At 65.7% G+C, this 24,944-nt stretch carries 23 protein-coding genes and 1 riboswitch; of the genes, 9 read left to right on the forward strand and 14 right to left on the reverse strand.

The window, feature by feature from the left end; all coding sequences use genetic code 11:
• Positions 1-16: 16 nt before the first annotated feature.
• The gene (hflX, locus tag GPICK_RS12315) at positions 17-1,612 is read right to left on the reverse strand and encodes a GTPase HflX (RefSeq protein ID WP_236685555.1); all 1,596 of its coding nucleotides are present in this window, start codon (positions 1,610-1,612) and stop codon (positions 17-19) included.
• Between the two features lie 195 nt (positions 1,613-1,807).
• Positions 1,808-2,578: an enoyl-ACP reductase FabI gene (locus GPICK_RS12320; RefSeq protein ID WP_039743639.1), complete on the reverse strand. Its 771-nt coding sequence runs from the start codon at positions 2,576-2,578 to the stop codon at positions 1,808-1,810.
• 151 nt (positions 2,579-2,729) lie between these two features.
• Here GPICK_RS12320 and GPICK_RS12325 point away from each other — a divergent pair, with 151 nt between their 5' ends.
• The 5 genes from GPICK_RS12325 to GPICK_RS12345 all read left to right on the forward strand — a co-directional run bounded on the left by GPICK_RS12325 (position 2,730) and on the right by GPICK_RS12345 (position 9,048).
• Positions 2,730-4,418 (forward strand): HD domain-containing phosphohydrolase, encoded by a 1,689-nt coding sequence (locus GPICK_RS12325; RefSeq protein ID WP_236685556.1) that lies wholly within the window; start codon positions 2,730-2,732, stop codon positions 4,416-4,418.
• Between the two features lie 456 nt (positions 4,419-4,874).
• The gene (gene dusB / locus GPICK_RS12330; RefSeq protein ID WP_039745733.1) at positions 4,875-5,849 is read left to right on the forward strand and encodes a tRNA dihydrouridine synthase DusB; all 975 of its coding nucleotides are present in this window, start codon (positions 4,875-4,877) and stop codon (positions 5,847-5,849) included.
• Complete coding sequence (locus tag GPICK_RS12335) at positions 5,846-6,937, forward strand: two-component system sensor histidine kinase NtrB (protein ID WP_039743643.1); 1,092 nt, start codon at positions 5,846-5,848, stop codon at positions 6,935-6,937. The genes dusB and GPICK_RS12335 overlap by 4 nt, the downstream gene beginning before the upstream one ends.
• Before the next feature lie 66 nt (positions 6,938-7,003).
• Positions 7,004-8,449 (forward strand): sigma-54-dependent transcriptional regulator, encoded by a 1,446-nt coding sequence (locus tag GPICK_RS12340; protein ID WP_039743645.1) that lies wholly within the window; start codon positions 7,004-7,006, stop codon positions 8,447-8,449.
• 35 nt (positions 8,450-8,484) lie between these two features.
• Complete coding sequence (locus tag GPICK_RS12345; RefSeq protein ID WP_039743647.1) at positions 8,485-9,048, forward strand: hydrolase; 564 nt, start codon at positions 8,485-8,487, stop codon at positions 9,046-9,048.
• Positions 9,049-9,128: 80 nt separating this feature from the next.
• Here GPICK_RS12345 and GPICK_RS12350 read toward each other — a convergent pair whose 3' ends face one another.
• From GPICK_RS12350 to GPICK_RS12375, 6 genes are all read right to left on the reverse strand, one after another.
• Positions 9,129-9,497: a hypothetical protein gene (locus GPICK_RS12350; RefSeq protein ID WP_039743650.1), complete on the reverse strand. Its 369-nt coding sequence runs from the start codon at positions 9,495-9,497 to the stop codon at positions 9,129-9,131.
• Between the two features lie 65 nt (positions 9,498-9,562).
• Positions 9,563-9,639, reverse strand: a riboswitch (cyclic di-GMP riboswitch).
• Between the two features lie 172 nt (positions 9,640-9,811).
• A complete protein-coding gene (locus GPICK_RS12355) occupies positions 9,812-11,119 on the reverse strand; it encodes an enoyl ACP reductase FabMG family protein (protein WP_039743653.1) in 1,308 nt (435 codons plus the stop codon).
• A gap of 19 nt (positions 11,120-11,138) precedes the next feature.
• On the reverse strand, positions 11,139-11,948 hold the full coding sequence (gene lpxA / locus GPICK_RS12360; RefSeq protein WP_039743656.1) for an acyl-ACP--UDP-N-acetylglucosamine O-acyltransferase: 810 nt from the start codon (positions 11,946-11,948) through the stop codon (positions 11,139-11,141).
• Positions 11,938-13,311, reverse strand: coding sequence for a replicative DNA helicase (dnaB, locus tag GPICK_RS12365; protein WP_039743657.1), 1,374 nt, complete (start codon positions 13,309-13,311; stop codon positions 11,938-11,940). Before dnaB ends, lpxA begins: the two co-directional genes overlap by 11 nt.
• 204 nt (positions 13,312-13,515) lie before the next feature.
• On the reverse strand, positions 13,516-13,695 hold the full coding sequence (locus GPICK_RS12370; RefSeq protein WP_039743659.1) for a Rho termination factor N-terminal domain-containing protein: 180 nt from the start codon (positions 13,693-13,695) through the stop codon (positions 13,516-13,518).
• A gap of 78 nt (positions 13,696-13,773) precedes the next feature.
• A complete protein-coding gene (locus GPICK_RS12375) occupies positions 13,774-14,970 on the reverse strand; it encodes a GGDEF domain-containing protein (protein WP_236685557.1) in 1,197 nt (398 codons plus the stop codon).
• 149 nt (positions 14,971-15,119) lie between these two features.
• On the opposite strand from GPICK_RS12375, the gene GPICK_RS12380 reads away from it, so the two are divergent.
• From GPICK_RS12380 to sfsA, 4 genes are all read left to right on the forward strand, one after another.
• Complete coding sequence (locus tag GPICK_RS12380; protein ID WP_039743661.1) at positions 15,120-16,745, forward strand: fumarate hydratase; 1,626 nt, start codon at positions 15,120-15,122, stop codon at positions 16,743-16,745.
• 190 nt (positions 16,746-16,935) lie between these two features.
• Entirely contained in the window at positions 16,936-17,823 is an 888-nt protein-coding gene (locus GPICK_RS12385; protein ID WP_039743662.1) for an ATP-binding protein, read from the forward strand.
• A gap of 113 nt (positions 17,824-17,936) precedes the next feature.
• Positions 17,937-18,299 carry a hypothetical protein gene (locus GPICK_RS12390; protein WP_039743665.1) on the forward strand — a complete coding sequence of 121 codons (363 nt, stop codon included), beginning with the start codon at positions 17,937-17,939 and terminating at the stop codon, positions 18,297-18,299.
• Between the two features lie 100 nt (positions 18,300-18,399).
• A complete protein-coding gene (gene sfsA / locus GPICK_RS12395; RefSeq protein WP_039743669.1) occupies positions 18,400-19,101 on the forward strand; it encodes a DNA/RNA nuclease SfsA in 702 nt (233 codons plus the stop codon).
• Here sfsA and GPICK_RS12400 read toward each other — a convergent pair.
• The 6 genes from GPICK_RS12400 to hoxE form a co-directional block, all read right to left on the reverse strand.
• A complete protein-coding gene (locus GPICK_RS12400) occupies positions 19,061-19,561 on the reverse strand; it encodes a hydrogenase maturation protease (protein ID WP_084201434.1) in 501 nt (166 codons plus the stop codon). The two genes, sfsA and GPICK_RS12400, sit on opposite strands and share 41 nt — an antisense overlap.
• A gap of 139 nt (positions 19,562-19,700) precedes the next feature.
• Positions 19,701-21,137: a Ni/Fe hydrogenase subunit alpha gene (locus GPICK_RS12405; protein ID WP_039743671.1), complete on the reverse strand. Its 1,437-nt coding sequence runs from the start codon at positions 21,135-21,137 to the stop codon at positions 19,701-19,703.
• Between the two features lie 219 nt (positions 21,138-21,356).
• Positions 21,357-21,908, reverse strand: coding sequence for an NADH-quinone oxidoreductase subunit B family protein (locus GPICK_RS12410; protein ID WP_039743674.1), 552 nt, complete (start codon positions 21,906-21,908; stop codon positions 21,357-21,359).
• Positions 21,909-21,912: 4 nt separating this feature from the next.
• Positions 21,913-22,629 carry a bidirectional hydrogenase complex protein HoxU gene (hoxU, locus tag GPICK_RS12415; protein WP_039743677.1) on the reverse strand — a complete coding sequence of 239 codons (717 nt, stop codon included), beginning with the start codon at positions 22,627-22,629 and terminating at the stop codon, positions 21,913-21,915.
• A complete protein-coding gene (locus GPICK_RS12420) occupies positions 22,629-24,338 on the reverse strand; it encodes a NuoF family protein (RefSeq protein ID WP_039743682.1) in 1,710 nt (569 codons plus the stop codon). Before GPICK_RS12420 ends, hoxU begins: the two co-directional genes overlap by 1 nt.
• Positions 24,335-24,916 carry a bidirectional hydrogenase complex protein HoxE gene (gene hoxE, locus GPICK_RS12425; protein ID WP_052263423.1) on the reverse strand — a complete coding sequence of 194 codons (582 nt, stop codon included), beginning with the start codon at positions 24,914-24,916 and terminating at the stop codon, positions 24,335-24,337. The genes GPICK_RS12420 and hoxE overlap by 4 nt, the downstream gene beginning before the upstream one ends.
• Between the last annotated feature and the right edge of the window lie 28 nt (positions 24,917-24,944).

Here is a 24,944-nt window from a genome sequence, read left to right on the forward strand (position 1 = left end):
GGCTGACTGTCAAGGTTCAGAGGGTTTCCGGCGGCTCGCCGGCATCCTCCGGAAGGGGCTCCCACGGCGTTGTCTCGCCGGCCCAGAAGCGGTTTTCCATCTCCCGCAGCAGCGGTTCCAGGGTCGCCGGCTCCCGGGCCGAGACCTCGATGGCGCGGAAACGGCGGGCAAGCTGGCGCGTCTTCATGATCGCGAGGGGGTTTTTCCGTTTCAACTCCGGCAGCAGATCAGACTTGTTGAAGACCACGAGGCGCGGCTTGTCGGCAAGCTTCAGCTCCTCGAGGATCGTCTCCACCTGGTGGATCTGCTCTTCGAGCCGGGGGTTGGAGCAGTCGACGAGATGGAGGAGCAGATCGGCGTCCTGCAGCTCTTCCAGAGTCGCCTTGAAGGCACCCATGAGCGACTTGGGGAGGGAGCGGATGAACCCCACCGTATCGGTGATGATCACCTCCCGTTCCCGGGGGAAGCGGAGCCGGCGGGTCGAGGTGTCGAGGGTGGCAAAGAGGAGGTTCTCGGTGAAGACCTCGCTCCTGGTCAGGGCGTTGAGGAGGGTCGATTTGCCGGCATTGGTGTACCCGACGATGGAGACGATGGGGAGTCCCGCCCGGACCCGGCGCTGCCGCCGCTGCTGGCGGCCGCGGGAGAGCTCGTCCAGTTCCCGCTCCAGCTTGGCGATTCGGTCGCGGATCCGCCGCCGGTCGGTCTCCAGCTTCGTCTCGCCGGGGCCGCGCCCCCCAATCCCCCCCATGAGACGGGACATCTGCACGCCGCGCCCCGTGAGCCGGGGAAGGATGTACTTCAGCTGGGCGAGCTCCACCTGCACCTTGCCGTCGAGGCTCGTTGCCCGCCGGGCGAAGATGTCGAGGATCAGCTGGCTCCGGTCGATGACCTTGAGCTCCGTCATCTCGGAGATGGAACGGACCTGGGCCGGGAGCAACTCCTGGTCGAAGACGAGGAGCGTTGCCCCGAGCTGGAGCGCCCGGATCACCACCTCCCGCATCTTCCCCTCCCCCATCAGGTAGCGCGGATTGAACTGCCGGGGGCGCTGGATGACCGTATCGAGCACGGCGACGCCGGCGGTCCGGGCAAGCTCCTTCAGCTCCTCCAGAGAGTCCTCCGCCTCCTCCCGCGCCTGCTTGGTAACCGAGATGAGGATGGCCCGCTCCCCTCCCCCCTTCACCTCCCGCGCGTCGCTGGAGACCGCCGTTTCGAGGGACTGCTCCAGGGTGGAGACGAAGGAGCCGAAATCCATTCGGAACGAGGCGAGGGGCAGGGAGGGCTCCACGCGGTAGGGATGGCCGGCACCGGCGTTCGGGACGAGGGCTGCGGTCTGGATGGAGAGCCGGCGGTCATCTGGATGGATCTGGATGATCGCCATGATGTCGAAGCGCAGTAGCGCCAGGTCGGTGAGGTCGTCCTCCGAAAAGGACTCCCCCTTCAGGTGGGTATGGATGAAGCGCAGCCCCCGCAGGAGCCGGCGCCCCAGGGGGTAGTCGGTGAGCTCGGGGATGAAGAGCCCCTTTTCGTCGCCGACGATGACGTATTCCACGGCTCCGTGGCGGTCGATGAGGACGCCGATCTGCCGCCGGATCTCGCGGGAGAGCTCCACCATCCGCCCCGCGAGCTCGGGGGTGAGGAGCTCGTCGGGGGAGACGCGGCGCCGGTAGAGTCGTTCCAGAGCGGCCGTCTGGCTCGGCTTGAGGCCGATGAGGTTGCCGTGCAGTTGTTTGATATTTATTCTCCGCCCGAACGGACAATTCGCGCCTTGTCCGAACGTTACCGGTCCCCGGTCCCTGGAGCCGGTTTCTTACAGCCCGATGATATTGTAGCCGCTGTCGACGAAATGGATCTCGCCGGTGACGCCGCTCGCCAGCGAACTGGCGAGATAGAGGGCGGAGCCCGCCACCTCGTCCTGGGTGATATTGCGACGCAGAGGGGCTTTCTGCTCCACGTAGCCGGCGATCTGGTTGAATCCGCCAACCCCCGCCGAGGCCAGGGTCTTCAGCGGGCCGGCGGAAATGGCGTTCACGCGGATGCCGTCACACCCCACCGATTCGGCCAGGTACCGGACGCTCATCTCGAGTGCCGCCTTCGCTACCCCCATCACGTTGTAGTTCGGGAACACCTTCTGGCCGCCGTAGTAGGTCAGCGCCAGCACGCTGGCGTCACGTCCCTTCATGAGGGGATAGGCTTCCTTGACCATGGCGACCAGGGAGTAGGCACTGATATCCATGGCGAGGGAGAACCCTTCGCGGGTGGTATTGAGGAACGACCCCTTGAGTTCCTCCTTGTTGGCGAAGGCGACCGAGTGAACGAGGACATCGAGCCCCCCCCACGCCTTCTCCACCTCGCCGAACACCTTCTTCAGGTCCTCGTCGCTCCGTACGTCGCAGGGGAGCACGAGCTGCGCCCCGACGGCCTCGGCCAGGGGGAGCACCCGCTTGGCCACCGTATCGTTGGCATAGGTGACGGCAAGCTCGGCCCCTTCGCGGCGAAACGCCTGGGCAATGGCCCACGCGATGCTTTTCTCGTTGGCGATGCCGAAAATCATCGCCTTCTTCCCATCCAGAAGCCCCATTCACATTCCTCCTGAAAATCTTCGGCACGCATCCCCGTGCCAACAGTCGCCTGTGTCGCAATCGGCCCGGGATGAGTTTTCATTCACCACCGGGCCGGATTCGGGGATAGTAATAAAAAAACCTTTTTTTGGCAAGACATATGGCCGTATTATGGCAAACTGGAAAAGGGTGAACGTCATGATCAACACATTCAATGCGGTCATCGAGGGGAGCGAGCGGCTGAGCAGTCTGGCCGACGTGGACGAGGTGGTGAAAGGGCTCGCCCGACTGCTCAAGAAGATCGTCAGGAGCCGCTGGATCGCCGTCTACTTTTTCGACCGTGAGCGCCGCGACTTCGCCCCCGCCCGCAGCTACGGACTCCCCCCCCGCTTCGTCCCGGTCTTCCGGGAGATGCCGCTGGCACCCGACAAGATCCCCCTCCTCAAGGGGATGCTCCGCAAGAAGCAGCATCTCGTCCTGGCCGATCCCGGCAGTTCCGAACTGATCCCCTCCCACCTCCGCTCCCTCCTCGCCAATCTCACCCTGCTGGCGGTGCCGATGGTGGCGCGCAACCAGGTGATCGGAGCGGTATTCGTGGCCCGCACCCGCGAACTCCCGGCATTTTCCCAGGAGGAGGTGGCCGTCATCCGCGATCTGGTGGGGCATGCGGCCCTGGTGGTCTCCCACATCCAGATCTTCGACGAATCCCTCGACATGGCCCTTGACCTCGCGGGGCGGATCGACGTGATCCTCACCCTGGACGAGATCAACAAGGCCATATCGTCGTCGCTCTCCCGCGAGCGGATCATGGAGACCGCCATCGGGCAGATCGAGCGGATCATCCGCTGCGAGTTCGTGTCGGTCCTCCAGAGCGAGAACGAGGATCTCGTGGTCACAGCCTCCCGCGCCGAGGAGCTCCCCGTCCCCCCGTCATTTCAGGCCGGCACCCGGCTCCCCCGGGGACGCAGCGCCGCATGGAGCGCCCGTCAGAGCGGCAAGAGCACCTGCATTGCCTATCTGGCCAAGTCGCGGAACCTCGGTGCGGCCGACCGCACGCTCCTCTCCGCCGGGGTCAGATCGCTCCTCGCCGTTCCGCTCCTGGCACGGGAAGCGGTGACCGGGGTCCTCCTCCTCGGCGACACCGAGGCCGGGAAATTCGCGCAGCAGGAGACCTTCACCATCGAGAAGATCGCCTCCCAGATGGCGGTGGCCTTGGAGAACGCCCGGCTCTACGAGGACATGCGCACCCTCTTCATCAGCACGGTGGCGAGCCTCGCCAACGCCATCGACGCCAAGAGCCCCTGGACCAAGGGGCATTCCGAACGGGTCATGCGCATCTCCGCCCGCATCGCCACCGAGATGGGGCTGCCGGAGGAGACGGTGGAGCGGGTCAGGCTCGGCGGCCTCCTCCACGACATCGGCAAGATCGGGGTGATCGAGGCGGTCCTGGAAAAGCCGGCCATCCTCTCGGAGGACGAATTCCCGCCGCTGCGCTCCCACCCCGAGAAGGGGGTCGCCATCCTCTCCCCCATCGAGCAGCTGCGGGACGTCCTCCCCGCCATCCTCCACCACCACGAGCGGTTCGACGGCAGCGGCTATCCCCACGGGCTCAAGGGGGAGGAGATCCCGCTGTCGGCCCGGATCGTGGCGGTGGCCGACTCCTTCGACGCCATGGTCTCGGAGCGCCCCTACAAGAAAGGGTTCGCCATCGGCGAGGCCCTCGCCGAACTGCGCGCCTGCGCCGGAAGTCACTTCGATCCGACGGTGGTGGAATATTTCTGCCGCTACGTAGAGCGGACCTTGGGGGATGCGCTGGGAGGAGAGGCCAGGGAGGCCATGAGGCGGGTGGCGGGAACCTGAGGGAGCGGTCTCATTCTCCCCCGGATGCGGGAGAATCCGCAGGCGGAGCAGGGGGGCCGCCGCCCCGCGGCCGGCTTCGGCGCCCGCCTCGACGGCGGCGAGGCGCTCTTCCAGCCGGGCAAGCCGCTGATCCACCGACTCCAGGAGGATGACCGCCCGCTCCACCTTTCCCTTGACGGCAAAGACCACGAAGGGCATAACAAACCAGATCACGGCCAGAAACAGCCCGAGAATCGACATCATCACCATGAAACCGCCGAAGATTTCCATATCCCCTCCGTTACCTGCGAGATCGTCGCACGCAGGGTAATCCCCCCCGCCTCAAAAGTCAATTCTCCTGTTTTTCCGGCCCGTTTCATGTTTACGGAACGGGGAAGATTTCTCTTGCCTTTTTCGCCCCCCATGCTACTATGCCTAAATTTTAAGCAATTCCCTTACGCAAAACGCGCGGTTCCCATGCTCAAGCCCCTCGCCATCGGCTCCCTAGCCCTGGAAAACAATCTCATCCTCGCCCCCATGGCGGGCATTACCAACCTTCCCATGAGGCTTCTGGCGCGGGAACAGGGGGCAGCTCTCTGCTTCACCGAAATGGTGAGCGTCAACGGCCTCGTGCGCGACGGCCAGAAAAGTTTCGACCTGGTGCGGAGCAGTGCCGCCGACCGTCCCCTGGGGGTCCAGCTCTTCGGCGACGACCCGGAGACGGTGGCCGAGGGGGCACGGCTCGTGGCGGCCGACGCCGATCTCATCGACATCAACATGGGGTGCCCGGTCAAAAAGGTGGTCGGCACCGGCGCCGGAAGTGCCCTGCTGCAGGATCCGGCCAAGGTCAGGGCCATCGTGCGGGCCGTGCGGCGGGCAACCAGCCTCCCCCTCACCGTCAAGATCAGGAGCGGCTGGAACTGCGGCGAGCCGAATTTCCTGGAGATCGCCCGCATCGCCGAGGAGGAGGGGTGCGACGCCATCACCCTCCACCCCCGGAGCCGGTCACAGATGTTCGAGGGACGCGCCGACTGGACCCACATCGCCCATTTGAAGCGGGCCGTGGCGGTGCCGGTCATCGGGAGCGGCGACCTCTTCACCGCCGCCGACGTGGCCGCCATGCTGGAAGAGACCGGCTGCGACGGGGCAATGGTGGCCCGGGGGGCCCTCGGCAATCCGTGGATCTTCAGTCAGGCCACCGACCTCCTGGGAGGCCGGGAGGCGACGGCGCCTTCCCTCGACGAACGGCTCCGGGTGGCGCTGCGTCACCTGGAGCTCTTCATCGGGGCGGCCGGCGAGCGGGTGGCGCTGCGGGAGATGCGCAAGCACCTCTCCTGGTACTCCCACGGCGTCCCCGGCGCGGCCCAGTTCCGCAAGGAGATCAACACCATCGAGGGCAAAGGCGCCCTGCTCGAAGCGCTTCGCCGCTTCTTCGCCCCGGAGGCGCCATGACCCAGGAAGATATGACCCGGGAGTTCTACGCCAACATCATCGACAGCGTCGGCGACGGAGTCATCGTCATCGACACGGAGGGGCGCGTCGCGCTCATGAACCCGGCGGCCGAGGAGATCACCGGCCTCTCCCGGCGCCAGGCCCAGGGGAACCTTTTTTTGACCCTCTTCCGGGAGGTGGAGATCCTCCGGGAGATGGTGGAAAAGACCGCCTCCTCCGGCATGAGCATCTCGGACCATGAGAACATCGTGATCCGCAAGGCCAAGCACCTCACCCCGGTCTCCGCCACCACCTGCCCCCTCATGCTCGCCAGCGGCGAGATGACCGGCACAATCCTGATGCTGCGGGACCTGACGAGCATCCGGGAGCTGGAGGACGCGGTGCGCCACGCCGACCGGCTCTCGACCCTCGGGACCCTGGCGGCGGGGCTTGCCCACGAGATCAAGAACCCCCTCGGCGGGATCAAGGGGGCGGCCCAGCTCCTGGATCTGGAGCTTCCGGAGGGGAGCGAACTCCGCGACAACGTCCGGATCATGGTCAAGGAGGTGGAGCGGGTCAACCGGATCGTGGAGGAGCTCCTGGCGCTGGCCTCGCCGCGCCGGCTCACCCTCGCCCCGACGAACCTCCACAAGGTCCTCGGCGACATCGTGACGCTCCAGAAGCGGGCCACCGAGGGGCGCACCATCAGCTTCCAGCAGCAGTTCGATCCGAGCATCCCCCCGATCCTCGTCGACGAGGCGCTCCTGACCCAGCTCTTCCTGAACCTGGTCAAGAACGCCGTGGAGGCGGTGGACAACGGGGGAGTCGTCCGGATCACGAGCCGGGTCATCTCCGACTACAGCATGACCCAGAAGGGGGAGCGCCGCTCCCGCCTGGTGGCCGTGGAGGTGAGCGACGACGGTCCCGGCATCCCGAAGGAGCAGCTGGAACAGCTGTTCACCCCATTTTTCACCACCAAGGCGAAGGGGACGGGGCTCGGCCTCGCCATCTGCCAGAAGATCGTCTCCGAACACCGGGGGATGATCAAGGTGGAGTCGGCCCCCGGGACGGGGACGACCTTCACCGTCATGGTGCCATTAATCCAGTAGGCACTGGCCCGGGGGAAGACCGACCGGTTTTGCCCCTGCCCCATTGCCCGACTTTCGAGGTTTTTCATGTTACTGAACCGAATACTCGTAGCCGATGACGAAGAGAGCATGCGCTGGGTCCTTTCCAAGGCCCTGCGCAAGAAGGGGTTTGCCGTGGATCTCGCCCGCGACGGCGAGGAGGCGCTGCGCCTCATCCAGTCCGCCCCCTACGACCTGGCGATCCTCGACATCAAGATGCCGGGGCTCTCGGGGCTGGAACTCCTCGACCAGGTCAGGGAGCTGAAGAACGACCTCCTCGTGGTAATCATGACCGCCGAGGCCTCCATGAAGAACGCCGTTGAGGCCATGAAACGCGGCGCCTACGACTACATCACCAAGCCGTTCGACCTGGACGTGATCGACGCCATCATCGAGAAGGTGAGCAGGGCCCGGGAGATCACCTCCCAGATGTCGGTCCTGAAGGAGGAGCTGAAGGATCGCTACCACCTGGAGAAGAACATCATCGGCAACTCGCCGGCCATGCGGGAGATCTACAAGACCATCGGTAAGGTGGCGCCGAGCGACATCACCGTCCTCGTCCAGGGGGAATCGGGGACCGGCAAGGAGCTCATCGCCCGGGCGATCCACTTCAACTCCAAGCGGATCGGCAAGCCGTTCATCGCCCTCAACTGCGCCGCCATCCCGAAGGAACTCCTGGAGAGCGAGCTCTTCGGCTTCGAGAAGGGGGCCTTCACCGGCGCCACCGAGCGCAAGCTCGGCAAGTTCGAGCAGGCCAACGGCGGCACCATCTTCCTCGACGAGATCGGCGACATGCCGCTGGACCTCCAGGCGAAGATCCTCCGGGTTCTCCAGGAGAAGGAGGTGACCCGCACCGGCGGGAGTCAGAACATCTCCGTGGATGTCCGGATCGTCGCCGCCACCAACCAGGATCTGGAGGAGCTGGCGCGGAAAAAGCAGTTCCGGGAGGACCTCTTCTACCGCCTCAACGTGGTGCCACTCCATCTCGTGCCGCTGCGGGAGCGCAAGGAGGACATCCCCCTGCTGGTGGAGTACTTCCTCAAGAAGACCTGCGCCGAACTGGAGGTTGCGGGCCGGACCTGCTCCGCCGAGGCGATGGCGCTCCTTACCGCCTCCGGCTGGCCGGGGAACGTCCGGGAACTGGAAAACACCATCAAGCGGGCGGTGATCCTCTCCTCCGATTCGCTCCTGACCCCCGCCGATTTCCCGGGGCTCCGGGTCCAGCGCGGCGGAGAGCCGGCGGCGACCGACGAACTGTCGCTGGAGGCCCTCGTCGACATGAAGCTGCGGGTGAGCCTCACCAACCTCGACAAGATGGAGACCGGTGACATCTACAACCTGGTCCTGCGCCAGATCGAGCGCCCCCTGGTCCGCTTCGTCCTCGAAAAGACCCGCGGCAACCAGGTGAAGGCTGCCGACATCCTCGGCATCAACCGCAACACGCTCCGGAAGAAGATCCAGGAACTGGGGATCGAACTCCGGAAGAGCGACTGAGCGCATTGCCGCAAATCGAAAGGAGGAATCAACGGATGGGAGTGATGGAGACGTTTTTTCTCGACAGGAATCAGGCGGTGCTGGTGGTCGTCGACGTGCAGGAGAAGCTCTGCCTCGCCATGGACCAGGAAGTGCTCGCCCAGCTGACCCGCAACACCGGCATCCTCCTGGAGGCGGCGCGGGAGCTCGGCATCCCGGTCATCGTCACCGAGCAGTACGTGAAGGGGCTCGGCTGCACCGTGCCGGAACTGCGGGAGAAGTTCGACGGAAACGCCTATGAGAAGATGGCCTTCAGCTGCTGCGGCGACCAGGCGTTCCTGAACCGTCTGGCGGAACTGGGGCGCCGGCAGATCATCGTCACCGGGATGGAGACCCACGTCTGCGTCCTCCAGACCATCCTGGAACTGCGGGAGCGGGGGTACCACGTGCACCTCGTCAAGGACGCGGTCATGAGCCGGAAGAAGGGGAACTGGAAGGTGGGGATCGATGCCGCGGCCGCCGCCGGCGCCGTCGTCACCTCCACCGAAGCGGCGCTCTTCCAGCTTTTGCGCGTGGCCGGCACCGAGGAATTCAAGAAACTGTCGAAACTGGTGCGCTGAACCGCACGGTTAACAGAGAGAGACGAAAAAAGCCGCCCTGGCCGGGGCGGCTTTTTTCGTGCGGATTTCAATCGTTCACCTCAGAACGGAATCGCCACCTTCACGGCGACGCCGTTCACCAGCGGGTCGATCTGCCTGGTGATCCGCCGCAACTGCTCCTTCGGAACCTCCTGGGGGAGATAGTCGTTATAGCTGACGTCCACCGTCACCCCGCCGCGCAGCACCATGCTCACGTCACCATCGCTGTTGGCCGCCAGCATGCCGGCAAGCCCCTTTGCCCGGGCCCGGGCCGGGATTCCGGGGCCGCTCACCACCTCCTGCTGAACGGAACGGGTCAGGGTCACCACCGACGCCCCCTCTTCCGCTCCGGCACCCCCCGCCGCCAGCAACGCACCTGTCAGCAGAACCCCCGTCACCACACCTCGATAATACCTGCGGAGCGCCACCATGGTCCGCCTCCTTCGCCGGCACCGGCGGCAACAAAAAAGCCGGGGCCGAATAATGTCTGTGACATTTCGGCAACCCGGCTGTCTCGGTGAGACCCTGTAGGCTTTCCGCCCCATCCTCGCGGATGGTTTAGTATTATCGTCTATCACTCGGTGATGTTGTTTGTGTTGATCTTTGCAATCAACATGCCGGCATCCGGCCAAACACCATCAAACAGGTAACAGCAGCGTTACACGCGGTTTCCCGCGAAGAGCACGCCGGCCAGCCCTCCTCCCGGAGACGAAAAATGTCGCCAGGTGACCGGAAGGGTCGGCGATCAGGCGATGAGCCGCCGCGCGATGACGTCGTGGCTCAGCCAGACGACCGGTGACTCCGGCTCCCAGGAGTAATCGAACATCAGACGTCCCACCGCCTGAAAGACCGACCGGGAGAGCTCGGCGCAGACAACGTTCTTCGGATCGGCGCTCATCGCCATGAGCCCGTCGGAAGCAGTGAGCATGAATGCCGCCTGCTCCGGCGTGTTGTGGTGGGGCCACTCCTCGAACCGGCTGAACTGCTCCATGAGCGGCGCGCCGAGGTAGGCATCGGCCTTGGCCACCAGTGCGTCGAGGGCCTCACTCTCCGCGAGGAGCCCCTGGCACGCCTGCCAGATCGCCTCGGCCGCCGGGCCGCCCCCTTCCTTCCTCAGGGCGGTGAGGAGCGGATAGAGGGAGATCTCCACCCCGAGGAAGAGGGCGCTGGAGTTGGTCTGGATCTCGGGGGAGTTGTAAACCGTGGCCTTCACCCCTCCCCGCCACGCCTTTTCAGCCACCTGTTCGAGGCGGATCTTGGCCCATCCCTGGAGGTACGGGGTGTACGACTGCCAGCGGTACTCGCCCCCCACCAGAACCCCGCAGCCGTGGTACCCGTAGGCGGTGTAGGCGACCGTCTTCCCCTCACCTTCCACCCGGTCGCGGAGCGAAGCCGTGGCGGCGATCAGGGCATCGAAGGTATCGGCTGTCACCTCGTCGAAGGAGAGGGAGCAGAGCTGCCCCACGTCGGATTTCCAGAAGAGCTCCGACGAGAGATAGCGGTCCCCCTGCCCCTTGAAGACCCGGTTCAGCAGCGGCATCAGGGTGCGGGCCCGGGGGATGCCGCCGGCCATGGTGTGGGCCACGAGGAGGTTCGCTCCGGCGGGGACGAGCTTCTCCAGCTCCGCCGCGAAGGAGGCGAGGTTGGCGCGAAAGCGGGCGATTCCCTTCAGCCGCGACTCACCGATGGCCGCCATGTCGAGCTTCGTCTCGGCCACCGAATCGGGCTTCACCCCCTTGAGCCGGTCGGCGGGGGTGAGGCCGTCGGCAGCGGGCTCCAGATCGAACCCCGCCTCCAGGGGGACGTTGATGATCGTTCCCCCCAGGTTCGCCTCGGCCTCGGCCAGCTCCTCGGCGGTCAGGGGACGCAGGGGGCCGTTGTTGTCGCGGCGCCCCACGGTGGCGCCGATGATGGTCATGCCGGCCTTTTTCGCCTCGTCGACGATGCCGTTGGCGTAGCCGCGGCCGAAGAGCTCGCCAAAGAGGACGAAGACGTCGCCTTTGCCGTAGCCGGCGGCGGCGGGAAGTTGCGGGAGGGGATTGTATTGGGTCACGGATAGGCTCCTTTGTGTTCTATTCTTTTTCTTCCACGTCCACGATCAGGCCGCGGCCGAAGCAGACCCCCCGCTTCGCGCTCTTGATGAAGTCGAGGAGGTAGCGGACGTCGTCGGTGACGGTGAGGGTGCGCTCCGCCTCGACCAGGGCGTTCTGCATGTTGAGCCCGGAGAGGAAGAGGAGCTTGAAGGCGTTTTTCAGCGCCCGGATGCGGGCCTGGTCGAAGCCGTTGCGCCGCAGCCCCACCAGGTTCAGGGCCTTCACCGTGTGGGTGTCGTCCATGATGCAGAACGGCGGGACGTCGCGGGAGGTGCGGGAGAGCCCCCGCATCATGGCGAACTTCCCGATCCGGATGAACTGGTGGACCACGCAGTTCCCCGAGATGATGGCCCGGTCCTCCACGATGACGTGCCCCGCCAGGAGCGCCCCGCCGGCGAGGATGATGTTGTTCCCCACCTCACAGTTGTGCGCCACGTGGGACTGGACCATGAAGAAGTTGTTGTCGCCGACCACCGTCTTGGTCCCCGGCCGGTTGCCGCGATGGATGGTGGCGTACTCACGGATGATGTTGCCGTTGCCGATGAGGGTCCAGCTCTCCTCCCCCTTGTAGCCGAAATCCTGCGGATCGTGGCCGACGATGGCGCCGTAGTGGATCGTGTTGTTCTCGCCGATCTGCGTCCAGGGGCCGACCACGGCGTTGGCCATGATCCGCGTGCCGGCGCCGACGGAGGAGTGGTCTCCCACCACCACGTTGGGGCCGATCTCGACGCCGGGGGCGATGGTTGCGGAGGGGCTGATCCGGGCGGAGGGATGGATATCAGTAGTCATGACGCTTCTCCAGGTTCTCGAACTTGGTGTACTGGCCGTTGAAGAGCAGCCGTACGGTGCCGATGGGGCCGTTACGCTGCTTGCCGATGATGATCTCGGCGTCCTTGTCGTGATCCTTGGTGCAGGAGCCGTCGCGCTTCTTGCAGTCGTCGCAGTAGACCGCGTCGCGGTAGACGAACATGATCACGTCGGCATCCTGCTCGATGGCTCCCGACTCCCGCAGGTCACTCATGATCGGACGCTTGTCGGTGCGGCTCTCCAGGGAGCGGTTGAGCTGGGAGAGCGCCACCACCGGCACCTCCAGCTCCTTGGCCAGGGCCTTGAGAGAGCGGGAGATCTCCGAGATCTCCTGCTGGCGCGACTCGATGTTGGCGCTTCCCCGCATGAGCTGGAGGTAGTCGACCACGATCAGCCCCAGGCCGTGCTCCGCCTTGAGGCGCCGGGACTTGGCCCGCATCTCCATCACCGGGATCGCCGGGGTGTCGTCGATGAACATCTTCGCCTTGGAGAGCTTGTCGGCGCCGTGGGTCAGCTTGTGCCAGTCGGTGTCGATGAGGTGGCCGGTCCGCAGCCGGCTCGCATCCACCCGTGACTCGGAGCAGAGCAGACGCATCACGAGGGACTCCTTGCTCATCTCCAGCGAGAAGATGGCCGCCGGCGCCGGCGAGTCAGCGTGGGCCGCGGCGTACTGGGCGATGTTCAGGGCGAAGGCGGTCTTTCCCATGGAGGGGCGGCCGGCGATGATGATGAGATCCCCCTTCTGGAAGCCGGCGGTCATCTCGTCCAGGTCGTAGAAGCCGGTGGGGGTGCCGGTGACCGCCTGCTTCTTCTCGTAGAGGGACTCGATATGCTTGAAGGTGTCCTTCAGGATGGTGCCGACGGGGGTGAAGGCGGGGCGGAGCTTGTTGTCCGAGATCTCGAAGATCGTCTTCTGGGCGGAGTCGAGGAGCTCCTCCATCCCGGCCTCCCCCTCGTACCCCCGGGTGACGATGTCGGTGGCGGCGGTGATGAGGCGCCGGGTGATCGACTTCTCCTTTACGATCTTGCAGTAGTAGGCGATGTTGGCGGCGGTGGGGACGTAGTCCACCAGCGTCGCCAGATAGGCCCCCCCCCCCACCTCTTCCAGCTCCCCCTTGCGCTTGAGGATGTCGGTGAGGGTGATGAGGTCGCACGGCTCGTTGCGGGTGGAGAGATCCACCATGGCACGGAAGATCTTGCGGTGCGATTCGCGGTAGAGGTCCTCCGCCTCCACGGTCTCCAGGGCCCGGTTGATCGCCTCGTTGTCGAGGAGGATACCGCCGAGGATCGACATCTCGGCCTCCAGGCTCTGGGGGGGAACTTTTCTCAGATCGACTGCGGACATGGCCTGCCTTGGGAAAAAGCGGTGGAAGTAACTCGCGGGAAGGGGGTACTATACCGCGCGGAGGAGTGCCGGGTCAACGATTTTGACCGCGGCGCCCCTTCCGCCGAAGCCGCGGAAAAACGGGAGATCCTGCCGCCGGAAACGGAAACAGCCGGCAGAGAGCCGGCTGTTTCCACGGGATCCAAATAGGCTGTCGTGCGAGGGTCAGTCGCAATCCTCGCGCCAGAGGCACTGGTCCTGCCCGCAGCTGTCCGCCTTCCCTTCGGCGAAACAGTCGGTGTTTCCCTCGGCCCGCTGGATGGCCTTCACCAGATCGACCTTCTTCATGGTGCCGGCCTTCACCCCCCGTTCTTTAGCGATATCCTTGATCTCCTGCATCTTCATGGCCCGTTCCTCCCCCTATCCTTGATTTCCGGTTCTGTTCAGCATAATGGCACAATGTTGTAACGACGTGACGATCTCCTAACATGTACCAGAGGATTCACCGGTCCGCAAGGAGACGCCCCCCCTTTTCTCTCCCGACCCGCCGTTCTCCGGCTCCGCCCGGTAGACCGTGACCATGTTTTTCCCCGCCCGTTTGCTGGCGTACATCGCCTCGTCCGCCCGGGTCATGACATCCGCCACGTCGACGCCGTCATCGGGGTACGACGCGATCCCCGCCGAGAGGGTCGCCGTGAGCCTCTTGCCGGCGTACTCGAAGGGGGTCTCGCGCATCTGGACGATGAGCCGCTGCACCGCCGCCTCGATATCATGCTTGCCGGCCTCCACGTACATGACCACGAACTCGTCCCCGCCATAGCGGGCGACGATGTCGGTGCAGCGGATGCTCTGCCCGATCATCCGCGCCGTGTGACGAATCAGGTCGGTCCCGGCAAGGTGGCCGTGCACGTCGTTGATCTTTTTCAGATTGTCCGCATCGAGCATGCAGATGGTAAAGGGACGGTGGTAGCGCATGGCGAGCTTCTCCTGGATATCAGCCAGGTGGAAGAAGTTCCGCATATTGCTGAGCCCCGTCACCTCATCGGCGAGGGAGAGTTTCTCGATTTCCCGCCGGGCGTGCTCCGCCTCGCCGGAAAGCATCGCCCCCAGATGGGCGGTCAGCACAAAGGAAAAGAGATGGAGGAGGTATTCCGCCAGCGACGCGTGGGTGGCGACGATGCCGGCACGGTCGGGGAGGCTCAGGATGACGTACGAAGAGACCGCCAGCCCCGCCATGAAATAGGTCGCGCGCCGCCCCTGGGTGAGGGAGGCGGCCATCAGCACCAGGTAGATGAGCGGGATGAAGGGACTGTCAACCCCGCCGGTGATCCGGGAAACCGCAACGATGAAGCAGAGAAAGATCATCAGGTCGACAAAGGTCTTCCCCCGGCTCGACGTCCCCCGCAGGATCAGGTAGCGGGCCGCCACGTTGTACGCGAAGAGCGCGAAACAGGAGATCGCGAGCACCATGGCACTCCGCTCGGCCGGCTCCATCAGCTTGATGCTCAGCGACACGAGGGCGATCAGAAGCCATGAGATGTTCCCCATGATCCGATCGTATCCGGCGTAACGCCCCGACTCATCCAGGGGGTGCCGACCGTTTCTCTCCGTCTCCACCATACCCTTCCCCGCAACCGCCGGCGGCGCCGGCGGAAAATGCCGCCCGAGAACAATCTCCATATCTCATCGGCGTCGCGCGGCGGAAGTTGAGTATTTTCATGAAAAAATCCGCGCAACTTCCCTCTCGACAAATTGAGATTTTTTAAATAAGATTCCGCCGTATACAGTATACGATTCCGTCATATCCCCCCACGAAAGGAGAGCAGACGATGTCCACCAAGCCGTTCGTCTACCAGGAGCCCTTCCCCCTCGCCAAGGAGAGCACCACGTACCGCAAGATCGAGGGTTCCGAAAAGCATGTGACCGTCGAGCAGTTCGCCGGCAAGGATGTGCTGCGGGTCTGCCCCGAGGCGCTCGCCATCCTCGCCAACGAGGCGATGCGCGACGTTTCCTTCCTGCTGCGTCCCGAGCACAACGAATCGGTGGCCAAGATCCTCCGCGACCCGGAGGCGTCCCAGAACGACAAAGGGGTGGCGCTGGCTTTCCTGCGCAACGCCGAGATCGCCGCCCAGTTCGAGCTCCCGGTCTGCCAGGATACCGGCACCGCCACCATCATCGCCAAGAAGGGGCAGCAGGTCTGGACCGGCGGTAAAGACGAGGAATACCTCTCCAAGGGGGTCTACAAGACCTACACCGAGGAAAACCTCCGCTACTCCCAGACCGTGGCGCTGGACATGTACGAAGAGATCAACACCGGCACCAACCTCCCGGCCCAGATCGACATCCAGGCCGTGGACGGCGACGCCTACAAGTTCCTCTTCATGGCCAAGGGTGGCGGCTCCGCCAACAAGACCTCCCTCTTCCAGGAGACCAAGGCGCTCCTCACCCCCGAAAAGCTGGAGAAGTTCCTCGTCGACAAGATGAAGTACCTCGGCACCGCCGCCTGCCCGCCGTACCACATCGCCGTCGTCGTCGGCGGCACCTCGGCCGACGCCTGCATGAAGGCGGTGAAGCTCGCCAGCGCCAAATACTATGACGATCTCCCGACGACGGGGAACGAGTACGGCCAGGCCTTCCGCGACCTGGAACTGGAGGAGAAGCTCCTCCAGGCCGCCTGCAAGCTCGGCATCGGCGCCCAGTTCGGCGGCAAGTACTTCGCCCACGACATCCGGGTCATCCGCCTGCCGCGCCACGGCGCCTCCTGCCCGGTGGGGATGGCGGTCTCCTGCTCCGCCGACCGCAACGTCAAGGCGAAGATTACCCGCGATGGCCTCTTCGTCGAAGAGCTCGACCGCAACCCGGGGCGCCTCATCCCCGATCAGTACCGCGGCAAGCATGAGCACGGCGTCAAGATCGACCTCAACCAGCCGATGAAGCAGATCCTCGCCGAACTCAGCAAATACCCGGTGGCCACGCCGCTGCTCCTGAACGGCACCATCGTCGTCGGCCGCGACATCGCCCACGCCAAGTTCAAGGAGATTCTCGACAGCGGCAAGCCGCTCCCCGACTACCTCCTGAACCACCCGATCTACTACGCCGGTCCGGCCAAGACCCCGAAGGGAAAGGCCTCCGGCTCCTTCGGCCCCACCACCGCCGGCCGCATGGACAGCTACGTGGATCTCCTCCAGGCCAATGGCGGTTCGATGATCATGATCGCCAAGGGGAACCGGAGCCAACAGGTCACCGACGCCTGCAAGAAGCACGGCGGGTTCTACCTCGGCTCCATCGGCGGCCCGGCAGCGGTCCTCGCCGAGGAGAACATCAAGAAGGTGGAGTGCATCGACTTCCCCGAGCTCGGCATGGAAGCGGTCTGGAAGATCGAGGTGGAGAACTTCCCCGCCTTCATCCTAGTGGATGACAAGGGGAACGATTTCTTCAAGCAGCTGGGCCTGTAACGAAGAAATCCCCCGCGATCGCGAAAGAAGTCCCCGGCTGCACCGCAGTCGGGGATTTTTTTGTGCCGTGCGCCCGGGGTCTTTTGGCTTGACAGGAAACAAAGGGATAACGTATACAGGACAACCCGCGTTTTATCGCTTATGTTCCGGGCAATTAGCCGCACCTATCCAATCCGCGAAAGAGAGAACCATGATCAACCTGAAACCCGAAGTCGTTGCCCAGCTCGAGCGCGTGCTCGGCTCCGTCGAAATGCTCCTCCCCCGGGCGGTCAAGCCGATCGACTGGGCCTCATGCTCCGCCGCCAACTGGCGCCGCCACTCCTTTTCCGGCTTTCTCGAACCGGTCAGAGTGACCGACGGCACCACGCTCGACGAACTGCTGGGGGTGGAACGGCAGAAGGAGATCATGGTCAACAATACCCGCCAGTTCCTGAAGGGGCTGCCGGCCAACAACGCCCTCCTCTGGGGATCGCGGGGGACCGGCAAGTCATCACTGGTGAAGGCGCTCCTCAACGAATACGCCGCCGAGGGACTCCGGGTGATCCAGGTGGAGAAGGAAGACCTCATCTACCTCTCCGAGATCTTCGCCGCGGTAGAAAACGAGCCGTACCGCTTCATCCTCCTCTGCGACGACCTCACCTTCGAGGTGGGGGAGCTGGGGTACAAGATGCTCAAGAGCGCCCTCGACGGCTCGGTCTACTCGGCCCCCGAGAACGTCCTGATCTACGTCACCTCCAACCGCCGCCACCTCCTCCCCGAGTATGAGACCGACAAGCTGGGGGGGAAGTACGTCAACGGCGAGCTCCAGCAGAGCGAGGCGACGGAGGAGAAGGTATCGCTTTCCGACCGGTTCGGCCTCTGGATCCCGTTCCACGTCTTCACCCAGGACCGCTACATCGAAGCGGTGCGCCTCTGCGTCGAGCGCGAGGCCCGCAACCGCAGGGTGGAGATCCCCTGGACGAAGGAGCTGGAGCAGGACGCCATCAAATGGTCCCACGACAAGACCAAGCGCTGCGGCCGGACCGCCTTCCAGTTCTCCAAGAACTGGGTGGGGCAGCACCTCCTCTCCCGCCAGTGAGCGGTGTCCCGAAAACCGGTTGCCTGCGGGCAATGCTTGACTTTCGGCACCGACATTATATCCTTGCCGTTGGCCCCCCACGGGCACACAGACCAATCCCAAGGAGAAACCGCATGAAAAAGACCCTCGTAGCCATGACCGCCTGCCTCACCCTCGGCGCCTTCGCCGGCATCGCTGCCGCCGCCGACTACACCGTCACCGTCCCCTCTCCTTCCGCCGAGCTCCAGAAGAAAGAGGACCAGGCAAAGGAAAAGGTCCAGAAGAAGGAGAAGGCCGCTAAAGAGAAGGTTGCGGAGAAGGAAAAGAAGGTTGCGGACAAGGAAGCCGAGGTGAAGGATAAGGCCGAGAAGAAGAAGGCCCAGGCCAAGGAGAAGCACCAGAAGGTCAAGAGCAAGGTGAAGCAGAAGAAGGAGAAGGCCGAGCAGATGAAGGAAGAAGGGAAAAAAGAGATGCAGGACATGAAGGACATGAAGTAACCGTCCTTCCCGCATCAGGCATTTCTCCGGGGGGCTGCGCCAGCAGCCCCCCGTTCAAGCGTCCCCCGATAGCCACTCCCCGGCACCATTCAAGCGAACCATGAAACTCCCTGCCCAACTCTATCCCGGCACCCTCATCCGCCGCTACCAGCGGTTCCTTGCCGACGTGCAGCTCGACGACGGCACGATCGTCACCGCCCACTGCCCCAACTCCGGAAGCATGAAGGGGTGCAACGCCCCCGGCAGCCCGGTCTACCTCTCCCGCAGCGACAACCCCGCCCGCAAGCTCGCCTACACCTGGGAACTGGTCCGGAGCGACGGGTTCTGGGCCGGCATCAACACCGGGCTTCCCAACCGCCTCGTGCGGGAAGCGATCGAAAACGGCACCATCGCGGAACTGCAGGGGTACGGGACGATTCGCCCCGAGGTCCCCTACGGCACCCGCAGCCGCATCGATCTCCTGCTGGAGGGGGAGCAGGGGCGCTGCTGGGTGGAAGTGAAAAATGTGACCCTTGTGGAGGGAGGGAGGGCGCTCTTCCCCGATTCCGTCACGGAGCGGGGCCAGAAGCACCTGCGGGAGTTGATGGAGGTGGTGAGGCAGGGAGACCGGGGGGTGATCTTCTTCGTGGTGCAGCGGGGGGACGGCAGCGCGGTGGCGCCGGCAGATGCCATCGACCCGGAGTACGGCCGGCTCCTGCGCCAGGCGGCGGCCAGCGGCGTGGAGCCCCTCGCCTACCGGGCGCTGGTGACGCCGGAGGAGATCAGGCTGGTGGAGCGGATGCCGGTGGTGCTGGAGGGATAGGGCGCCCCGGACGGCACTCCGTGGCGATCAGTGCCCGCACCATCTCTTCCGCGGTGGCAAGGGCGTCACGCACCGCGGCACTGAACCCCTCCCCGTGGCCGAAGTCGTATCCCGCCACGGTCACGATCCATGCCGGGGGAGCCGCGCCGTAGAGCGCGCCGGCAATTGCCAGGATCTCTTCGGGCGAACCGTGATGCCCAAGAGAGCTCCCCCCCACGGCCGGCGAAACCCGGCCCAGGCGGACCGGCTCCCCATCCGGCGCGGTGCCCGGCCGGGCATCGCAGAAGATCGCACCGGTCAGGCCGGGAGCGGCAAGCTCCTCCGCCAGCTCGGGGAAAAGCTGCGGCACCTCGATCACCCTGACCCCATCCCCCGCCCCGCCAGCCACCGCCCGGACCAGCGCCACCCCGGCCCCGTCGTCGCGCCGCAGGACGTTCCCGTATCCGATCAGCAGCACCATGGCAGGTCCATTGGACGGTCACCAGATCGCCCGTACCCCTCACCCCCGCCCCTCTCCCTCGGGGCGAGGGGAGAAATTTTACCCTCTCCCCCGGGGAGAGGGTGGCTGAGGGCCGGGTGAGGGGTGACCGCGCCCCCCCTCACTGGCGGGCCGCCTCGTCGAGCAGCGTCCCGTCCGGCCCCAGGAGGAAGAGCCGCAGCGGCATCCGGCCATAGGCGTGGGTGGCGCAGGAGAGGCACGGGTCGTAGGCGCGGATGCCGTGCTCGATCCGATTCAGGATCCCCTCGCTGAATTTCCCCCCCTTGATGAAGGTCCCCGCGATCTGGAGGATGGTGCGGTTCATGGCCAGGTTGTTCTGGCCGGTGGCGATGAGGAGGTTCAACCGCCGGACGATGCCGTCGGCATCCACCTCGTAGTCGTGGAAAAGGATGCCACGGGGGGCCTCGCAGAAGCCGACTCCGGCCTGCTGGTTGATGCCGGCGTCGCTGCGGACGTGGAGGTCCAGGAGCTCCGGGTCGTCGAGCATCTCCCCGATCCGCTCCAGGGCGTGGAGGATCTCGATGAGCCGCGCATGGTGGTAGTGGAAGCTGCCGGTGACGGTCCGGCCTCTCCCCCGCAGATCGCGGAAGCGGACCAGCTCGCGTTCCGCCTCGGGAGTACCGGCGGAGTCGCAGATATTGAGGCGCGCCAGGGGGCCCACGCGGAACATCCCGCCGTCCGCCTCCCCCCCCCGGCTCCGGTAGTAGGGGAAGAGCATGTAGCTCCACGGCTCGGCCCGCTCGGCAATGGCAAGGTCGTACTGCTCGGGGGGGATCTCCTCCACCACCGTGCCGCCGGCGTCGACGAAACGGAGCACCCCGTCGTAGTACTCCAGTTCCCCCTCCACCTCGGAGACGAGACCGGCGAAGAGGGAGGGGAAGTCGCCGAAGGCGCTGATCTCGGAGCCGTGGCGGTCGTAGATCTCTTCCAGCAGCCCGAGGGCGGCGCGGACGATGGCAAGGCCGTCGGGGAGAAGAGCGGCTATCTGCTCCCGGTGGGAGGGCGGGAGCGGCTCACGGACCCCGCCGGGGACCGCCCAGGAGGGGTGGACGCTCTGCCCCGCCACCAGGCTCACGATCCGCTGGCCGATCTGGCGCAGCCTGATCCCGCCGCGGGCCACCTCGGGACGGTCCGCCAGGAGCCCCATGAGGTTTCGGCGGGACGGCTCCGCGGCCATCCCCATCAGGAGATCGGCGGCGGAGAGGTGGAAGAAGCTCAGGGCATGGCTCTGGATGAGGGAGGCCAGGTTGGCGATCCGCCGCAGCAGCACGGCGGCGGGAGGGGGGCTCACCCCGAGGATGGCGTCGCCAGCCCGGGCGGCGGAGATGGAATGGCTCACCGGACAGATGCCGCAGATGCGGGCGGTGATGCCGGGCATCTCCCAGATGCTCCGGCCGACGCAGAACTGCTCGAAGCCGCGGAACTCGGCAACGTGGAACCGGGCGTCGGCCACCTCCCCGGCGTCGTCGAGCCGGATGGTGATGGTGGCGTGACCCTCGATGCGGGTCACGGGGTCGATGGTGATGGTGCGGGACATAAGCTCTACTCTTTCTTGAATTCGTGAGGCCGGGGAGGCCGCTTCCGCTCAGAGTGCCCTGTTTCTGCCTCTCCAGGACTCATTCCGCTACGGCCGATCAACTCACCCTGACGGGTTCGAACATGATCGACCGCTGACGCTCCATTCGTCCGGTTTGGCGACGAAACAGGGCACATTCGCTCCATCGGACTCCCCGGCCTCACGGAATCAGCGGTTCTCCTATCCGAAGGTGCGCATCGACTCGGCAAGGGCCACCGGCTCGCCGCGCAGCAGCGCTCGGACCGCCTCCCAGATCCGGTCGGCGTCGGGGGGGCAGCCGGGGACGTAGCCATCCACCGGGATCACCTGGTGGAGCGGCAGGGCCCGGGGGAGGAGCTCCGGGACGCTCGTGTAATCGAGAAACGCCGAGCCGGCGCGCCCGTCGGCAGAGCGAAACGGCGCGAGAATCGCGCTGGTCGGCAGCAGGTTGCGCATGCTCGTGACATTGCCGGTGACGGCGCAGTCGCCGAGGCTCACCACCCGGCCGCTCCGCTCCCGCACCCGCTCCGCCATGGCAAGGTTGGCGCGGTTGGTGACCGCCCCTTCCACCAGGGTCACGTCGACATCCTCCGGAAACTCCTTGGTGTCGACAAAGGGGCTGAAAACCAGCTCCGCCGCCTCGGCGAGTTCCACGAGCCGCTCGTCCAGGTCGAGGAAGCTCATGTGGCAGCCGGAGCAGCCGCCGAGCCAGACCGTGGCGAACCTGATCTTTCCGTTTTTCCCTCCGCTCATCGCCTCATCCTTCCCATTCCTTCCGGTCGCGCCCTTCCAGCACCCGCCGCAGCATTCCGGGGTCCTTCACCATCTCCCCCACCGCCGCTCCCTTGGTGAAGAGGGCGCCGGTGGGGCAGACCTGGACGCACTTGCCGCAGCTCGTGCAGGTCTCGCTCTCTCCCCAGGGGTAATTCAGGTCGGCCATGATGCGGCTGCGCACCCCCCGGTGGGCGATGTCCCAGGTCCGGACCCCTTCCACCTCGTCGCAGACCCGCACGCAGCGGGTGCAGAGGATGCAGCGGTTGTGGTCCATGCCGAAGCGCTCGTGGGAGAGGTCCATGGTGACCCGTGGCGAGAGGTATTCGTAGCGGACGTGGTCCACCCCCAGGGCGGCGGCGACGTTCTGGAGTTCGCAGTGCCCCACGGAGACGCAGACCGCGCAGTAGTGGTTGCGTTCGGCCAGGAGCAGCTCCACGATCATCCGGCGGTAGCGGATGAGGCGCGTGGTGTGGGTCCGGACCAGCATCCCCTCGCGGGCCATGGTGGTGCAGGCGGGGACCGGGCGGGGGCTCCCCTCCACCTCCACGATGCAGAGCCGGCACCCCCCCCGCTCGCTGAGCCCCTCCATGTGGCAGAGGGTGGGGAGCGTTATGCCGTGTTCGCGCACCACCTCCAGGAGCGATTCCCCACGGCGGCCGCTCACCAGCTCGTCGTTGATCGTCAGTGTGATGACCGGCATCACTCCACCTCCCCGGGAACGCCCATGGCGTGCAGCAGCGCCTCTCCCTCGGCGCCGGGGGCCGGGTTCTCGGCTATGGTGCAGACCCCGGCGGTGCAGCGGCGCTGGCGGATGTGGTCCACGTACTCGTCGCGGAAGTAGCGCAGGGTGCTCAGCACCGGGTTGGGGGCGGTCATGCCGAGGCCGCAGAGGCTCGTGGTGCCGACCAGCTCACAGAGCTCCTCCAGCTTCACCAAGTCATCCATGGTGGCGGTGCCGCTGGTGATCCGCCGCAGCAGCCGGTGCATCTCCACCGTCCCGACCCGGCACGGGGCGCACTTGCCGCAACTCTCGTCCCGGCAGAAATCGAGGAAGAACGAGGCCACGTCGGGCATGCAGCTCGTTTCGTCCATGATGATCAATCCCCCCGACCCCATGATGGTGCCGATCCGCTCCATGCTCTCGTAGTCAAGGGGGGTATCGAGGTACGAGGCCGGGATGCATCCCCCCGAAGGCCCCCCTGACTGGGCCGCCTTGAACCGCTTCCCCGACGGGATGCCACCCCCGATCTCGTAGACCACCTCCCGCAGGGTGGTCCCCATGGGGACTTCGATGAGGCCGGCGATCTCCACCTGGCCGCAGAGGGCGTAGACCTTGGTCCCCCGGCTCTTCGGGGTTCCGATGGCGGCGAACCATTCGGCCCCGCGGCCGACGACGGCGGGGACGGCGGCAAAGGTCTCCACGTTGTTGATGAGGGTCGGGTTCCCCCAGAGCCCCTTCTGGGCCGGATAGGGGGGGCGGTGCCACGGCTGCCCCCGCTTCCCCATGATGGAGGCCATGAGGGAGGTCTCCTCGCCGCAGACGAAGGCGCCGGCACCGGTGCGGATGTCGATGCGGAAGTTGAAGTTGCTGCCGAGGACGCGGCTCCCGAGGAGCCCCTTGCGCTCGGCATCGCGGATCGCCCCTTCCAGCCGCCGTCCCGCCAGGTGGTACTCCCCCCGGACGTAGATGAATCCCTGCTCGGCGCCGATGGCGTAGCCGGCCAGCGCCATCCCCTCCAGGACCCGGTGGGGGTCCGACTCCATGATGGAGCGGTCCATGTAGGCGCCGGGGTCCCCCTCGTCCCCGTTGGCCACCACGTACTTCCGCTCGCCGGGGGCCTTGCGCGCCAGGCTCCACTTGACGCCGGTCGGATAGCCGGCCCCCCCCCGCCCCCGCAGGCCGGAGAGTGAAACCTCGCGGCAGACGTCGTCGGGGGTCATTTCATGGAGGGCGTGGGAGAGCGCCTCGTAGCCGCCGGCCGCCACGTACTCCTCGATCCGCTCGGGGTTGACGGAGCCGCTGTTGGCGAGGACCACCCGCTCCTGGCGGGCGAGGAACGGAAGGTCGGGGGGGAGGGGAGAAACCGTCGGCGGGCGCCGCCCCTTGACGACGGAGAAGAGGATCTGCCGGGCAGACTCGGAGGTGACCCGTTCGTAGACGATCTCTTTCCCCCGGGAGCGGACCTTGACGAGGGGGCCGCGGCTGCAGGGCCCCATGCAGCCGGTGGCGACCGATTCGATCTCCGCGTCGAGCCCCCCTTCCGCGATCCCCTGGCGAAGCGTCTCCAGCACCACGTCCGCGCCGGCGGAAAGGCAGGGAGTGCCGGCACAGACCATGATCCGGCACCGGAACCCCTCCTGGCGCTCCCGCTCCTGTTCCGCCATGGCTCTCAGATCGGACGGGATCACGGCGTCCCTCCCCGTCTCCCCCGGCGGCGGGGGCGTTCGGCCACCGGCTTTTTCTCCGGCTTCCCCTCCGCAACGAGGTGGTGTGCGGCGGCGGCGGCCGAGTCGGGGGTGTTGCGGCCGGCGATCTCGCCGTCGAGGACCACCACCGGCGCCAGGCCGCAGCTGCCAAGGCAGCGGACGGTGGAGAGGGTCAGCTTCCCGTCGGCGGTGGTGTTTCCCGCCTTCACGCCGAACTCCCCTTCGAGCCGTTTCACGATCTCGCCGGAACGTTTCACGTAGCAGGCGGTGCCGGTGCAGACGACGCAGGAATGCTCACCCTGGGGCTCCAGGGAGAAGAAATGGTAAAACGTGGCCACTCCGTAGACCCGGCTCAGGGGAACCTTGAGCTGCCGGGCCACATGGTCCATCAGCTCGTCGCTCAGGTAGCCGAAGGCCTCCTGGGCCACGTGCAGCACCTCGATCAAGGCATCCGGGCGGTACTGGTACTGCTTGAGGGTTCGCTCCACCGCGGTGAAGCGGGGATCGGACGCGAGGGCTGGGCTCAGGCTGCTGTCGGACTGTCTGTCTGTATGGCGCACGCTCTGCTCCCTGGACGGTGAGATGAAT

Source organism: Geobacter pickeringii, assembly GCF_000817955.1.
GTDB classification, from domain to species: domain Bacteria; phylum Desulfobacterota; class Desulfuromonadia; order Geobacterales; family Geobacteraceae; genus Geobacter; species Geobacter pickeringii.